Here is a 14,241-nt window from a genome sequence, read left to right as displayed (position 1 = left end):
GGTGTGGTGCCAACGGCTCGGAAGGGGTCGCGTCACCCCGGGTCACGCGTGATCAGGCGGTGGGTTCGGGGCCTACCCGGACGACCTCGCCGACGACGATGACCGCCGGCGGCCGCACGTCCTCGGCCCGTACCGTCTCGGCGACCGTGGCCAGGGTGGCGTCCACGCGGCGCTGGGCGGCGGTGGTCCCCTCCTGGACCAGGGCCACCGGGGTCTGCGGCGGTCTGCCGTGCGCGACGAGCGTGTCGGCGATCTTGCCGATCTTGTCGACGCCCATGAGGATCACCAGGGTGCCGGTGAGCCCGGCCAGCGCGCGCCAGTCGACCAGGGACCGTTCGTCGTCAGGGGCCACGTGCCCGCTGACCACGGTGAACTCGTGGGCGACCCCGCGGTGGGTGACCGGGATGCCGGCCGCGCCCGGCACCGAGATGGAGCTGGAGATGCCGGGGACGACCGTGCACGGGATGCCGGCTTCGGTGAGCGCCTGGAGTTCCTCCATGCCCCGCCCGAAGACGTACGGGTCGCCGCCCTTGAGCCGGACGACCGCCTTGCCCTGCTTGGCGTGCTCGATGAGCGCGTTGTTGATGGCCTCCTGGGCCATGTACCGGCCGTACGGGATCTTCGCCGCGTCGATCACCTCGACGTGCGGCGGGAGTTCGGCCAGCAGGTCGCGCGGGCCGAGGCGGTCGGCGATGACGACGTCCGCCTCGGCGAGGAGGCGCCGGCCGCGGACCGTGATCAGGTCGGGGTCGCCGGGGCCGCCGCCGACCAGGGCCACGCCCGGCGTGCGGGTGCGGTGGTGCGGGGCGACCAGGGTGCCGTCGCGCAGGCCCGCCACGACCGCGTCGCGGATGGCGGCGGTGTGGCGCGGGTCGCGGCCCCGCGCGTTCGTGGTGAGCACGGCGACGGTGACGCCCTCGCTGTGGCCGGTCGCCGGGGTCCAGGCCGTCGCCCGGTCGGCGTCGTCGGCGCGGACGCACCAGACGCGGTGCCGCTCGCTCTCGGCGGAGGCCCGGGCGTTGGCCTCGGGGTCGCTGGTGGCGACGAGGGCGTACCAGGCGTCGGCGAGGTCGCCGTCCTCGTACCCGCGCCGCACCCAGGTGATCTCACCCGTGTCCGCCATGGCCTCGACGGACGGGGTGGCCTCGGGCGAGACGAGCACGATGTCCGCACCCGCCGCGATGAGCGCCGGCAGACGCCGCTGCGCCACCTGACCGCCGCCGAGGACGACCACGCGGCGGCCGGAGAGGCGGAGGCCTACGGGGTAGGCGGGGTGTTCGGCCATGCGGTACGGCTCCTCGGGCAGCGGTGGGAGAAGGGCGCGCCGCACCTTCGGAGCGGCCCTGACGTGCGGATTTTATGCCGCGGACGCAGCAGGCGGCAGGGGGGTCCGGCACCTGGGCACCGGACCGCCCCGCGGGCGGCGGCTACTTCTCGGTGACTCCCGCCGAATCGAACGTCGCCACCTCGTGCATGGCCCGGGCCGCGCTCTGCACGAGCGGCAGCGCGAGCAGCGCGCCGGTGCCCTCGCCGAGGCGCAGGTCGAGGTCGACCAGCGGGCGCAGGCCCAGCTTGTTCAGGGCCGCCACGTGGCCGGGCTCGGCGCTGCGGTGACCGGCGATGCAGGCCGCGAGCACCTCGGGCGCGATGGCGCGGGCGACGAGCGCAGCGGCACCGGCGCTGACGCCGTCCAGGATCACCGGGGTCCGCAGCGAGGCCCCGCCGAGCAGCAGGCCGACCATGGCCGCGTGCTCGAAGCCGCCGATGGCCGAGAGCACGCCGATCGGATCGGCCGGGTCCGGCTGGTGGAGCTCCAGGGCGCGGCGGACCACCTCGGTCTTGCGGGCCAGCGTCTCGTCGTTGATGCCCGTGCCGCGGCCGGTCACCTCCGCCGGGTCGGCGCCGGTGAAGACGGAGATCAGCGCGGCGGAGGCGGTGGTGTTGGCGATGCCCATCTCACCGGTGAGCAGCGCCTTGTTGCCGGCCGCCACCAGGTCGCGGGCGGTCTCGATGCCCACCTCGATGGCCGCCTTGGCCTCCTCGCGGGACATCGCGGGCCCGGCGGTCATGTCGGACGTGCCGCCGCGGATCTTGCGCGGCAGCAGGCCCGGGGTGGCCGGGAGGTCGGCGACGACACCGACGTCCACGACGCACACCTCGGCGCCGACCTGGTTGGCGAAGGCGTTGCAGACGGCTCCCCCGCCGAGGAAGTTGGCCACCATCTGGGCGGTGACCTCCTGCGGCCAGGGGGTGACGCCCTGGGCGTGCACGCCGTGGTCGCCGGCGAAGATGGCGACGGCCGCGGGCTCCGGGATCGGCGGCGGGCACTGCCGGGACAGCCCGGACAGCTGTGCGGAGATGATCTCCAGCATGCCGAGCGCACCGGCCGGCTTGGTCATGCGCTTCTGGCGTTCCCAGGCTTCGCCGAGGGCCTTGGCGTCGAGTGGGCGGATCTGGGCGACGGTCTCGGCGAGCAGGTCGTGGGGTTCCTCTCCGGGCAGGGCGCGGCGGCCGTACGTCTCCTCGTGCACCACCCAGGACAGGGGGCGCCGCTTGGACCAGCCGGCCTGCATCAGCTCGGGCTCGTCCGGGAACTCGTCGACGTACCCGACACACAGGTAGGCGACGACCTCCAGGTGCTCGGGCAGGCCGAGCGCGCGGACCATCTCCCGCTCGTCGAAGAAGCTGACCCAGCCGACGCCGAGCCCTTCGGCGCGGGCGGCCAGCCAGAGGTTCTCCACCGCGAGCGCCGAGGAGTAGGGCGCCATCTGCGGCTGGGTGTGACGGCCGAGGGTGTGGCGGCCGCCGCGGGTGGGGTCGGCGGTGACGACGATGTTGACCGGGGTGTCGAGGATGGCCTCGATCTTCAGTTCCTTGAACTGCTTCGCCCGGCCCTTCGGCAGCGACTTGGCGTACGCCTCGCGCTGCCGCACCGCCAGTTCGTGCATCGTCCGCCGGGTCTCGGCGGACCGGATGACGACGAAGTCCCAGGGCTGCGAGTGGCCCACGGACGGCGCGGTGTGCGCCGCCTCCAGGACCCTGAGCAGCACCTCGTGCGGGATGGGGTCGGCGCGGAAGCCGTTGCGGATGTCCCGGCGCTCGCGCATCACCTTCAGGACGGCCTCGCGCTCCGCGTCGGCGTACCCGGGGGCGGCCGGTCCCGCGGGCCGCGGCGGTTCCGGCGCGGCGGCCGTCTCCTCCTGGTCGGCGGCGGTGGTCGGGAGGTCCTCCGCGTGCTGGACGACGCCGGGACCGGGCTCCGCGTCCGGCGCGGCGGCCGGCTCGCCCTCGCGGGGCGCGGGCACCGGGGCGACCGGCACCGGCTGCGCCTGCGGGCCCTGCGGACCCTCCGCCCGGGGCGTTTCCGGCACCGTCCCGTCCTCCGTCGCCCGCGCCGGGAACACCTCCGCGGGCAGCACGAGCGGCTGCGGCGGGGTGGGCGCCAGGTGCGGGGTGGTGGGCACCTGGCCCTCGACCGGCACGAACCGCCCGAGCGGCTGCTCCTGGAGCGGCACGGCCTGGGGGCCGGGGCCGGAGGGCACGGCCTGCTCCGGCTGGGGCGCGTCCGCCACGGGCTGCGGTTCGGCGGCGGCCTGCGCGGGCTCCGTCACGGGTTCCGGACCGGCGGCGGCCGGTGCCTGCGGCGGGAGCTGCGCACCGGCGGGCGGCGCCGCTTCGGTGGTGACCGGTGCCGCCTCGGTGGCGGGCTCGGGGCCGGGTGCGGGGGCGGTGTCAGGGGACGGTGCGGGTGCGGGGGCGGTGTCAGCAGCGGTCGGTGCGGGGACGGCCGGGGCGTCGGTGCCGGCCGGCTGGGGCTGCGGCTGGGCCACGGCGGGCGCGGCCTGGGCATCGGCGGGCTGCGGCGCGTTCGCGGCGGCGAGCTGCGGGCCCTGCGGCTGGAGCGCGGCGGGCTCGGGCGCCGCCACGGTTGCGGTCCCGGTCTCGGCACCGGCGGGCTGGGCCGGCACGGTGTCCTGGGCCACGCCGCCGACGGCGGCCTCGGCCTGCGGTGCCTCGGCGACGGCCGCCGGTACGGCCCGCGGCGCCTCGGGGGCGGGCGGCTGGGGTGCCTCGGGGGCGGCGGCCTCCTGGTCCTGCGCGGCGGGCCGGGCGGCCGGTACGGCACCGTCGACGCCCGGGGCGTGCTGCCCCGGGTGAGCCGGGACAGCGGCGTCGGCGACCTGGCCGGTGTCCTGCGGGACGGGCTCCACGGCAGGGGCGGGCTGCTCGGCAACCGGGGCGGGCGGGGCCTGGTCCTGGCCGGCAGCCGGCCCGGGGGACGCGACCGGGCCCTGGACGGCGACGGCGGCCGGGGTCACGTCGGCCGCCTGCGCCGGGGCGGCACCGGGGGCCTGCACGGGCTCCGCGGGGTGGCCGGGCCCGGCGGCCGGGGCGGCGCCTTCCGGGTGGACGGCTGCCGCGACCTGCGCCTGTTCCGCGGGCTGGGCGGGCTGGGCGCCTTCCGCGGGCGGCGCGGCCACCACGGGCTGCGTGCCCTCCGCGGGCTGCACGGCCGTCGCGGGCTGCACGACTTCCGCGGGCACGGCGGGCTCGACCGGCTGAGTCGCCTCGACCGGCGCGCTCGCCTCGACGGACTCGGCGGCGGAGGCAGGCTCGGCGGCCGGGGCGGGCTCGGCGGCCGGAACCGGCTCGGTGACCGGCACCGGCTGATCGGCCTCGGTCACCGGCTGAACCGCTTCGGCCACCGGCTGGGCCACCTCGGTCGCCTGCTGCGCCGCTTCGGCCACCACCGGGGCGGTCTCGACCACCACCGGAGCGTCGGCGGCGGTCTCCGTGCCCGGAGCCGCCTGCGCCACCTGTACCGCCTGCGCGCCGTCCGTGGTCTGCTCGGTCACGGTCGCGTCCGGCACCGCCTCGGCCTGCTGCTCGGGGCCCTGCACGGCGGCGGGCTCCTCGGCGTCCGCCGCGGTCCCGGCCTCGCCGGACGACTCCGCGACCGGGGCGGCCTCGGCCTCCGCCTGCCCGGCCTCCTCGCCCGCGGCCACCGCGACGCCCTCCGTCACGGCCACCTCGGGCCGCGATGCCTCGGACACGGTCCCGCCCTCGGTCACGGCCTCGCCGGCCTGCGGCGCCTCCGTCACGCCGGCGGCGTCGCCCGTGTCCGTACCGCCCTGGTCCTGCGGGGTCTCGACCCGTCCTTCCCGGACGGCGTCGGCGCCCTGACCCGCGGGCGCGGTGTACACGCCGTCGTGGCCGTGGAGCGGCTGCATCCCGTCGTGGCCGTGCACGACGGGCACCTCACCGGTGTCGCCGGACCCGCTCCCGGCCGCCGCCTGGTGCGCGAGGCGCGCCATCGCGGCCTGGGCGGCGTCGGCCGGCTCGGCGACCGGGGCCGGACCAACCGTTTCGGCAGCCGGGGCCGGAGCCACCGCCGGGGCAGCGCCCCAGGGCGCCGCGCTCTGCGGGGTCATCTCGCGCAGCGGCTGGGCGTCGAGGTACTCGGGCACGGGGGCGGGGGCGGGCACCGCGGGCTGGCGTACCGGCGCTCCGGCGGGGCCGCGGTCGGCGAGGGAGCGGACCGGGCTCGCGGCGGCGTTCGGGATCGGCGGGCCGGGGTGCAGCGGGCGGCGCGGTGCCTGCGCGGCGGCCGTCGGGTCGTGCGGCGCCGAGAGGATGGGGGACGGCGGCACCGAGGCCGGGCCGGAGTCGGGCAGGCGGACGCCGCCGAGGTCGACGGACCCGGTGTCGCGGCCGGACGTCTCGTGCGGGCCGGGCTGGTGCACGGCTTCCACCACCGGTTCCGGGGCGGGTGGCGGCACCTCGTTGCCCCACGCGCCCTGGGCACCCGGCAGCAGCAGGTCTTCGTCCTCGGCGGGCGCCTCGGAGAGGTAGGCGTACGCACCGTGCGCGGGGGCGCCCGGCTGCTCCACCATGCCTGCGCTCTCCGGCTGCCCCTCGCCCGGGACCTGGCCGGTGTCCGTCATGCGTACCCCTCGCCCATCGGTTGATGCTCCTACGACCAGCTCGCCCGGAACGGCGCACCGACCGCCCCGCCGTGAAGAACGAGCGTCCGTGCCCAGCGGCACGAACGACCCGCCGGAAAAGGCGACAAAGCCATTCAGTGGCATTGTCCCGGCCGTTCCGCCGTCGCGACAGCATGATCCGCGACAGTCCGCTGTGGACTGCGCCACGTTGCGCGTCCTCCGGTTCACCGCCGTACCACACCCGCGCCAAAACGGGCGCGCGTTCCGGACATTGGCGAACGAAGTTCGGGCCGCCGGTGCGGTGCAACGATCGGCCAGCCTACCGCGCGCGGTACGACAACCGGATCACGGGGCGCGATCGGGAAGGACGCCGCTGAGCAGGAACGCGACGCTCCGCTCGGTCTCCGTCCAGGCCCGGGTGTCGAGTTCGACGGCCTGGAGCAGGGCGCACTGGACGCGGTAGCCGTGCTCGGTGAGGTCGCGGCCGACGCGTTCGGCCGCGTCCCGGGTCATCGCGTGCGTGACGATGCGCTGCGGGCGCCGGTCGGCGACCGCGGAGACGACGGCCGGTCCCCCGCCGCCGACCCGTACGACGTCGGGCTCGGGCAGGTATTCGAGGACGTGCGGGGCGCTGCCGCGGACGACCTGGAGCTGGACGCCGGAGCGGCGCGCGGCTCCTTCGGCGCGGGCGCAGGCGGCCGGGTCGTGGTCGACGGCGATGACGGCCGCGCCGGCCCGCGCGGCCTCGGCGGCGAACGCGCCGGAGCCGCAGCCGATGTCCCACACCAGGTCCCCGACCCGGGGCCCGAGGCGGGCCAGTTGGGCGGAGCGCAGCAGTTCCGTCTCGCCCTCGCCGAGGCCGCCGTCCGGTCCGGCGCCGTAGGTCTCGTCGGGCTGCACCCAGCCGCGCGGGCCGGCGGCGGGGTCGCGCCCGGCGAACCAGCCGCCGTCCTCCGCCGGGCCGGCCGGGCCGCCGATGACGATCACCACGTTGGGGTCGCGCCAGGTGTGGTCGGCGGCCTTCTCGGAGGTGACGACGCTCACCTGCTCGCGCTCGGTGCCGAGTTCCTCGCAGATGACGAAGGTGCGGTGGACGCCCTCCAGCAGCAGGCCCAGCTCGGCGGGGCCGGCGCCCGGCGCGGTGAGGACGGCGACCTTGGGGTGGGCGCGGCAGACGTTCACGGCCCGGCGCAGGGTGCGCGGGTGGGCGACGACGACCTGGGCGTCGTCCCAGGGCATGCCAGCGCGGGCGAAGGCGGCGGCCACGGCGGAGACGGCGGGGACGACCTCGACCTCCAGGCCGAACTCGGGGGCCCGCAGGCTCCGTACGACGCCGAAGAATCCGGGGTCCCCGTCGGCGAGCACGACGGCGGTGCCGCGGTGGGCGGCGATGCGCCGGGCGGCCAGGGCGAGGCTGCCGAGGCGGATGCGCTCGGCCGCCGGGGGCACTTCGGGCAGCGTCAGGTGGTGGGCGGCGCCGGCCACGAGGGTGGCGGCTCCCAGGGCGGATCGTGCCGCTTCGGTCAGCGGCGAGCCGTCCCAGCCGATCACCGTGACCCGGTCGGCCATCGTCGTCAGTCTCCTGGGGTTCTGCTCGGGTCCTCGGCCGAAGAGGTCTGCGGGGAGGGTTCTTCGGGAGGAGGGCGGGGAGGGGCGCGCGGTGGGGCAAGGCGCCCGGGCGGGCTCCGTGAGGGTACCTGGTGCGGCCGGGTGTTCCTCGCCCGCTCGCTCAGTTCCAGTCCGAGTACGCGCTGAGACCCGTGTCGGCCGGCGACTCGCCGGCTCCGGCCAGGTCCTCCGGCAGCAGGCTCCAGACGATGACGTCCGTGCGCGTCTCGGTCCAGGTCCCGCCGTCGGTCCTGGTGCGGGCTATCCAGGCGTTGCGCAGGACGCCCTCGCTGATGCAGCCGATCTTCTGGGCCACCTGCTGGGAGGCGGTGTTGCCGGCGGCGGTGCGCAGTTCGAGCCGCTCGAACCCCCGGTGGTGGAAGAGCCACTGGGCGATGGCCAGGGCGGCTTCGGAGGCGTAGCCCTCGCCGCGCGCCCAGGGTGCGGTGACGTAGGCGATCTCGCTGGAGCGGACCCGCCAGTCCGTGTTCTTCAGGTGCACGACGCCCACGAGCCGCTGGGTGAGGAACTCGGTGACCGCGAGGACGATGCCGCGGCCCCCCGCGCGTTCGGCCGGGGCGAACCCGGTGATCCACTCGCGGGCGTCGGCCCCGGTGTAGGGGTGGGGCACGGTGGTCCAGGCGACGACCTGCTCGTCGTTCATCATGTCGGCCAGCGCGGGCCCGTCGTCCTCGTCGAGGGGACGCAGCACCAACCGCTCCGTGCTGATGGAGACGTTGGGGAAGGTGCTCGTCATGCGCCGCTCCGTAACCTTCGGAATGTCTTGGGAGACCGTCAGGACCGTCGGGCCTGCCGAACTGCCCAGCATGCAGCATGGGACCCCCCGACCGCACAACGGGGTCCGCGCCCCGTGAGGGTGCGGACCCCGTGCGTCACCGGGCGTCCTGCGTTCCGGCCGGGTGCGTCCGGCCGGGTGCGATCAGAAGGAGGGGATGACCGAGCCCTGGTACTTGTCCTCGATGAACTTCTTGACCTCGGGCGAGGTGAGGAGCTTGGCGAGCTTCTTGACCCGCGGGTCGTTCTCGTTGCCCTTCTTCACGGCGAGGAAGTTGCCGTAGGGGTTGTTCTGCGGGGACTCCAGGACGAGGGCGTCCGCGGCGGGCTTCAGACCGGCGGAGATGGCGTAGTTGCCGTTGACCACGGCCGCGTCCACGTCGTCCAGGGAGCGCGGGGTCTGGGCCGCCTCGACCTCCTTGAACTTGAGGTCCTTGGGGTTCTTGGTGATGTCCTGCGGGGTGGCCTCGTTGCCGACACCGTCCTTGAGGGTGATGAGCCCGTTGGCGGCGAGCAGCTTCAGGGCGCGGGCCTCGTTGACGGCGTCGTTCGGGACGGCGACGGTCGCCCCGTTCTTGAGGGCGTCGGCCTTCTTGACCTTGTGGGAGTAGAGGCCGAGCGGCTCCAGGTGCACCGTGACGACGGGCACGATGTGGGTGCCGCGCTTGCTGTTGAAGTCGTCGAGGTACGGCTGGTTCTGGAAGTAGTTCGCACCGACCGAGCCGTCCTCGGTCGCCGTGTTGGGCGTGATGTAGTCGGTGAACTCCTTGACCTCCAGGTCGAGGCCCGCCTTCTTCGCCAGCTTGTCCTTGACGAAGTTCAGGATCTCGGCGTGCGGGGTGGGGCTCGCGGCGACGACCAGGGGACCGCTGGTGTCGGTGGAGGCGGAGTCCTTGTCGGAGCCGCAGGCGGTCAGCCCGAGGGCGAGGGCTCCGGCGGCGAGGACGGCGGTGGTGAGCTTGGCGGTGTTACGCACGAAAAGTGCCTTTCCTTATGGGTGGTGCGACCCCGTGTACGGGTGAACGGGGAATCCGGGGAGTGCTCAGGCGAGCTTGCCGATGTCGCCCGCCGCCGGCTCCTTCGCCTTCAGCAGGCGGAGCTTCGGGGCGGGGCCGGACCGGCCGCCGCGGCTGTGCAGGGAGCGGGCGGCGAAGTCGCCGGCGAACTGGATGAGGGAGATGACGACGGCGAGGATCGCCACGGTGATCCACATCAGCTGGGTCTCGAAGCGCTGGTAGCCGTAGCGGACGGCGAGGTCGCCGAGGCCGCCGCCGCCGACCGTGCCGGCCATGGCGGAGTAGCCGATGAGGGCGATGATCGTCGTGGTGGTGCTGGCGATCAGCGAGGGCAGGGCCTCGGGGACGAGGACCTTGCGGACGATCGTCCAGGTGTTGCCGCCCATGGACTGCACGGCCTCGACGAGCCCGTGGTCCACCTCGCGGACGGCCGTCTCGACCAGGCGGGCGAAGAAGGGGATGCCGCCGATGGCGAGCGGCACGATCGCGGCGGTGGTGCCGATCGTGGTCCCGGTCACCCAGCGGGTGAAGCTCATCAGGGCGACCATCAGGATGATGAACGGCATGGACCGGCCGACGTTCACGATCTGGCCGATCACCTTGTTGGCGACCACGTTCTGGAGCAGGCCGCCCCGGTCCGTGAGGACGAGGAGGACGCCGAGCGGAAGGCCGGCGACGACGGCGATCAGGGTGGACCAGAGCACCATGCTGAACGTCTCGGAACACGCCTGCGACAGCAGCGGCTGCATCTCCGACCAGGTCACTTGGCACCTTCTTTCACCAGCGGGGCCTCCTGGCCCACCACGTCGATCTGCAGGCCCTGCTCGCGCAGGAACCCGACCGGCACCACGTTGTCCTCGTAGCGGCCGGGCAGCTCGATGCGCATCCGGCCGACCTGGAGCCCGCCGACGGTGTCGATGGCGGCGCCGAGGATCGAGATGTCGATGTTGTAGGTGCGGGCGAGCTGGGAGATCACCGGCTGGGTGGCCGCCTCGCCGTGGAAGGTGACGTCGACGACGGTCCGGTCGGCGTCGGCGGCCTCGCCGCCCACCGGGAACAGCGCGGCGGCCAGTTCCGAGCCGGGGGTGGCCAGCAGCTCGCTGACCGTGCCGGACTCCACGATCCGGCCCCGCTCCATGAGGGCGGCGGAGTCGCAGATCGACTTCACGACGTCCATCTCGTGGGTGATGAGCAGGACGGTCAGGCCGAGCTGGCGGTTCAGGTCGCGCAGCAGCTGGAGGATCGAGCGGGTGGTCTCCGGGTCGAGGGCGCTCGTGGCCTCGTCGGAGAGCAGCACCTTGGGGTCGCCGGCGAGGGCGCGGGCGATGCCGACGCGCTGCTTCTGGCCGCCGGAGAGCTGGGCCGGGTAGGCCTTGGCCTTGTCGGCGAGGCCGACGAGGTCGAGCAGCTCCAGCGCCTTGCGGGAGCGCTCCTTGCCGGACGTGCCGAGGATCTCCAGGGGCAGCTCGACGTTGTCCTGGACGGTGCGCGAGGACAGCAGGTTGAAGTGCTGGAAGACCATGCCGATCCGGCTGCGGGCCCGGCGCAGCTCCCGGCCGGCGCGCGGGCCGCGGCCGACCAGGGCGGTGAGGTCCTGCCCGGCGACGGTCACGGTGCCGGAGGTGGGGCGCTCCAGCAGGTTGACGCAGCGGATGAGGGAGGACTTGCCGGCACCGGACTGGCCGATGACACCGAAGACCTCGCCTTCGCGGACGTGGAGGTCGACGCCGTCGAGGGCGGTGACCTCACGGCCGCGGGAGCGGTAGACCTTGGTCAGGCCCGAGGTGGTGATCACGTGGGTTTCCGTCACTGTCGAGTGCGCGGGCGTGGGTGTGCCCGGGCACGGTGCGTTTCGTGCGTTCGTTCAGGGACGCGGCACGGTTCTCGGGGTGGCGGTGGTACCGGGGAGAACGTCGTGTGCGCGCGGCGGCCTTCGGTCGCGTACGGCCGGACTCGGACGCCGGACGGGCCGCGGCTCTCGCTTCGGGGCGCGAGGCTCGGTTGGTGCGGGGGCCCTCTAGAAGGCGCACATTCGACACGGACACATACAACGAGCACCGGGCGTGCGGGTCGCCTCGGTCGCAAGGGTGCGGCTGCTCGTCGTGGTCATGCGCTCAGTAAAGCAGACCGGCGCTCCCGCCCCGACGCCGCCGTCCGCATACTGGACGGCCGCGGACAACGGTGTCCGGGTCTCAGTCCCGGACGGCGATCTCCACTCCGGCGTCGGTGGCCAGTACGGACAAGGCCGACAGGTCCCTCACCACCAGGTCGGCGTCCAGCTCGGCCGCCGGGTGGGTTGTGGCCAACGCCACGGTCGTCATGCCGGCCGCGCGGCCCGCGCGCAGTCCGGCGGGGGCGTCCTCGAAGACCACGCAGTGGGCCGGGTCCACGCCGAGCCGGCGAGCGGCGAGCAGATAGGGCTCGGGGTCGGGCTTGCCGCGGGTGACGTCGTCCGCCGTGACCAGCGACTTGGGGGTGATGCCGACGGCGCCGAGACGGGCCTCGGCCAGGCGCCGGGTGGCGGAGGTGACCACGGCCCAGCGGTCGGCCGGCAGCGCGTCCAGGAACTCCCGGGTGCCCGGCAGCAGGCGCACGCCCCCGTTCGCCACGTCCTCGACCTCGAGCTGCTCGACCCGGGCGACCGCCTCCGGCACCAGGCGGGCCGGCAGCAGGTCGCCGACTATCCCGACGGCGGTGCGTCCGTGCAGCTCCACGCGGGCGAACGCCTCGGCGGTGATCCCGTACTCCCCGGCCCAGCGGGTCCAGCAGCGCTCGACGGAGTCGAGGGAGGAGACGAGGGTGCCGTCGTTGTCGAACAGGAGGGCGTGCGCGTGGATCGTCATGCTCCCGACCCTACGGGGTACGCCGGGGGCGGCGGCCGCCGCCCGTTTCGGCCGTAATAGGGTCACCGCATGCTCAATGCCCTGACGCTGGTGACCGGTGTCGCCGCGCTGCTGCTCGCCGCCTGGTGCGGCTGGGCCGCCCACCGTGACCAGCCGACGAAGGACTGGCACTTCATCGGCATGGCCGTGGTGTCGCTGCTGGCCCTCGTCCAGCTGGTGACCGGGTTCGTGCAGCTCGCGCGGGGCGAGAAGCCGGAGCAGGGCACGACGATCTTCGTGTCGTATCTGCTGGGCGCGTTCGCCTGTGTGCCGGCGGCCGGCTTCATGTCGCTGGCCGAGCGGTCCCGTTGGGGCTCGCTGACGGTCGCCGCGGGCGGCGTGGTGCTGGCCGTCCTGGAAGTACGGCTCTACGACATCTGGGGAGGCTGAGGTGACGACGGTGCGGGAGAAGCCGGCCCGCCTGATCAGCGGGCCGGGCATTCTGCTGGTCTGGCTGTACGGCGTGATGGTGGTCGGCGCGGTGTCGCGGTCCGTGTACCAGATCGCGACGGAGTTCGACCGGGCACCGCTCGCGTACACGTTGTCGGCCGTGGCCGGCGTGGTCTACGCGTTCATCACGTACACCCTGGTCCGGGGCGGCGAGACGGCCCGCAGGGCGGCGCTGGTGTGCTGCGCCGCCGAGCTGGCGGGCGTGCTGGTGGTCGGCACCTGGACGCTGGTGGAACCGTCGGCGTTCCCGGACGCGACCGTGTGGTCCCGCTACGGGATGGGCTACGTCTTCATCCCGGTGCTGCTGCCCCTCTCCGCGCTGTACTGGCTGCGCAAGGCGCGCGCCGGGCGGGCCGCCTGAGCGGACGCCGGCCCCGGCGCGCCCCCGGGAGGGCGCGTCCGGCTCAGGCCGTGGCGGCGTAGTCCCCCGCCCGCTTCTCCAGGATGATCATCTCCACGCCGTCGGCGCCCTGCTGCCGGCCCACCGTCTCGTAGCCGGAGCGGCGGTACAGGCGGAGGTTGCCCTCGCTGCGGTGGCCGGTGAAGAGGCGGAACCGGGTGGCGCCCCGCTCCCCGGCGAGCGCCCCCTCGGCCGCGCGCAGCAGGCGGGCGCCGATGCCGTGGCCCTGGAGCCGCGGGTGGACGCAGAGCCCGCCGATGGCCGCCGCGCCGTCCTCGGACACCTTGCCGCGCACCGAGCCGACCACCTCGTCGCCGAGCCGGGCGACGAACACGCAGTCGGCGGCGACCTCCTGACGGACCGAGTCCAGGCTCTGCACGAGCGGGTCGATGCGGTAGTTGCCGTACAGCGCCGCCTCACTCTGGAAGCACAGGTACTGGAGCTTGAAGATCTGCTCCGCGTCCTGCTCGGTCGCCACCGAGATGGTCACGCTCATGCCCATGTGCGCATGCCTCCCGCTCACCTGATCACCTGTCGTCCCCCACACCTATCCCCGCGGATCGCGCGGTGCAACCTCCGGCGTGAGCAATCGACGCAGACATCCCAGACATCTGGAGCGTTCCGGTCCGAGACTGCCCTGTGAGATACCCAACTCCCTCGCGATCTCCCGGTATGTCAGGTCCCGCGGCGAGAGCAGCGCCTGGAGGAGGCGGGGGCAGCGGCCGGGCAGGCGGCGGACCGCGTCCCGCAGGGCGCGGTACCGGGCGGCGGCCAGGACGTGCTGCTCGGGCCCGGGCCGGGTGCCGTCGGCCGGGTCGCCGTCGTACGGCCCCTCGCGGCGGGCGGTGCGGCGGCCGCGGCGGGCCTCGGCGCGGACGGCCCCGCGCAGCCAGCCGGGCGGGTCCGGTGGCGGCTCGCCGGCCGCCAGCCGTTCCAGCAGCCGCAGCCACACCGCCTGCTCCAGGTCGCCCGGTTCGCCGCCGGCGGCAGGGGCCTCGGCGGCGGCCTCGGCGGCGAGCAGCGGGCGCAGGGCGGTCACCAGGTCGTGCGTCACGTGCGGAACGACGAGCCGCCCCGGCGGCGGGTTGCCGGGGCGGCGCACACTCACCCCGAACGGGGTGCGGCCGGGCGGGCCGGTTGACGCC

At 74.9% G+C, this 14,241-nt stretch carries 12 protein-coding genes; 2 read left to right on the top strand and 10 right to left on the bottom strand.

The genetic code is table 11. The features are described from left to right. Positions 1–52 precede the first annotated feature (52 nt). The 8 genes from cobA to ACZ4K2_RS12525 form a co-directional block, all read right to left on the bottom strand. On the bottom strand, positions 53–1,285 hold the full coding sequence (gene cobA / locus ACZ4K2_RS12560) for a uroporphyrinogen-III C-methyltransferase (RefSeq protein ID WP_467473218.1): 1,233 nt from the start codon (positions 1,283–1,285) through the stop codon (positions 53–55). Between the two features lie 142 nt (positions 1,286–1,427). Then, entirely contained in the window at positions 1,428–5,945 is a 4,518-nt protein-coding gene (gene cobT, locus ACZ4K2_RS12555) for a nicotinate-nucleotide--dimethylbenzimidazole phosphoribosyltransferase (RefSeq protein WP_467473216.1), read from the bottom strand. Positions 5,946–6,290: 345 nt separating this feature from the next. After that, positions 6,291–7,514: a precorrin-6y C5,15-methyltransferase (decarboxylating) subunit CbiE gene (cbiE, locus tag ACZ4K2_RS12550; RefSeq protein ID WP_467473215.1), complete on the bottom strand. Its 1,224-nt coding sequence runs from the start codon at positions 7,512–7,514 to the stop codon at positions 6,291–6,293. 160 nt (positions 7,515–7,674) lie between these two features. After that, positions 7,675–8,310 carry a GNAT family N-acetyltransferase gene (locus tag ACZ4K2_RS12545; RefSeq protein ID WP_467473213.1) on the bottom strand — a complete coding sequence of 212 codons (636 nt, stop codon included), beginning with the start codon at positions 8,308–8,310 and terminating at the stop codon, positions 7,675–7,677. Between the two features lie 183 nt (positions 8,311–8,493). Continuing rightward, complete coding sequence (locus ACZ4K2_RS12540; RefSeq protein ID WP_467473211.1) at positions 8,494–9,324, bottom strand: MetQ/NlpA family ABC transporter substrate-binding protein; 831 nt, start codon at positions 9,322–9,324, stop codon at positions 8,494–8,496. A gap of 66 nt (positions 9,325–9,390) precedes the next feature. Further along, entirely contained in the window at positions 9,391–10,128 is a 738-nt protein-coding gene (locus tag ACZ4K2_RS12535) for a methionine ABC transporter permease (RefSeq protein ID WP_467473209.1), read from the bottom strand. Beyond that, a complete protein-coding gene (locus tag ACZ4K2_RS12530; RefSeq protein ID WP_467473208.1) occupies positions 10,125–11,159 on the bottom strand; it encodes a methionine ABC transporter ATP-binding protein in 1,035 nt (344 codons plus the stop codon). The genes ACZ4K2_RS12535 and ACZ4K2_RS12530 overlap by 4 nt, the downstream gene beginning before the upstream one ends. 397 nt (positions 11,160–11,556) lie before the next feature. Continuing rightward, entirely contained in the window at positions 11,557–12,207 is a 651-nt protein-coding gene (locus tag ACZ4K2_RS12525; protein WP_467473206.1) for an HAD family hydrolase, read from the bottom strand. Positions 12,208–12,276: 69 nt separating this feature from the next. Here ACZ4K2_RS12525 and ACZ4K2_RS12520 point away from each other — a divergent pair, with 69 nt between their 5' ends. Both ACZ4K2_RS12520 and ACZ4K2_RS12515 read left to right on the top strand, forming a co-directional pair. Continuing rightward, positions 12,277–12,636 (top strand): hypothetical protein, encoded by a 360-nt coding sequence (locus tag ACZ4K2_RS12520; RefSeq protein ID WP_467473205.1) that lies wholly within the window; start codon positions 12,277–12,279, stop codon positions 12,634–12,636. Position 12,637: 1 nt separating this feature from the next. Further along, positions 12,638–13,057 carry a hypothetical protein gene (locus ACZ4K2_RS12515; RefSeq protein ID WP_467473204.1) on the top strand — a complete coding sequence of 140 codons (420 nt, stop codon included), beginning with the start codon at positions 12,638–12,640 and terminating at the stop codon, positions 13,055–13,057. A gap of 43 nt (positions 13,058–13,100) precedes the next feature. Here the strand turns inward: ACZ4K2_RS12515 and ACZ4K2_RS12510 are convergent, their stop codons facing one another. Beyond that, the gene (locus ACZ4K2_RS12510) at positions 13,101–13,598 is read right to left on the bottom strand and encodes a GNAT family N-acetyltransferase (protein WP_467473481.1); all 498 of its coding nucleotides are present in this window, start codon (positions 13,596–13,598) and stop codon (positions 13,101–13,103) included. A gap of 45 nt (positions 13,599–13,643) precedes the next feature. Then, positions 13,644–14,150, bottom strand: a complete 507-nt coding sequence (locus tag ACZ4K2_RS12505; RefSeq protein ID WP_467473202.1) for a sigma-70 family RNA polymerase sigma factor — start codon at positions 14,148–14,150, stop codon at positions 13,644–13,646. Positions 14,151–14,241 lie beyond the last annotated feature (91 nt).

This window comes from Streptomyces sp. NPDC025833 (assembly GCF_055558055.1).
Note: the sequence above shows the minus strand (reverse complement) of the source record. Positions and strands in the feature narration are given on the sequence as shown.

Bases quoted from the DNA above. Each gene is read 5' to 3' on its own strand.
- cobA (WP_467473218.1), bottom strand. From the start codon at position 1,285: ATGGCCGAACACCCCGCCTACCCCGTAGGCCTCCGCCTCTCCGGCCGC.
- cbiE (WP_467473215.1), bottom strand. From the start codon at position 7,514: ATGGCCGACCGGGTCACGGTGATCGGCTGGGACGGCTCGCCGCTGACC.
- ACZ4K2_RS12510 (WP_467473481.1), bottom strand. From the start codon at position 13,598: ATGGGCATGAGCGTGACCATCTCGGTGGCGACCGAGCAGGACGCGGAG.
- cobT (WP_467473216.1), bottom strand. From the start codon at position 5,945: ATGACGGACACCGGCCAGGTCCCGGGCGAGGGGCAGCCGGAGAGCGCA.
- ACZ4K2_RS12520 (WP_467473205.1), top strand. From the start codon at position 12,277: ATGCTCAATGCCCTGACGCTGGTGACCGGTGTCGCCGCGCTGCTGCTC.
- ACZ4K2_RS12545 (WP_467473213.1), bottom strand. From the start codon at position 8,310: ATGACGAGCACCTTCCCCAACGTCTCCATCAGCACGGAGCGGTTGGTG.
- ACZ4K2_RS12525 (WP_467473206.1), bottom strand. From the start codon at position 12,207: ATGACGATCCACGCGCACGCCCTCCTGTTCGACAACGACGGCACCCTC.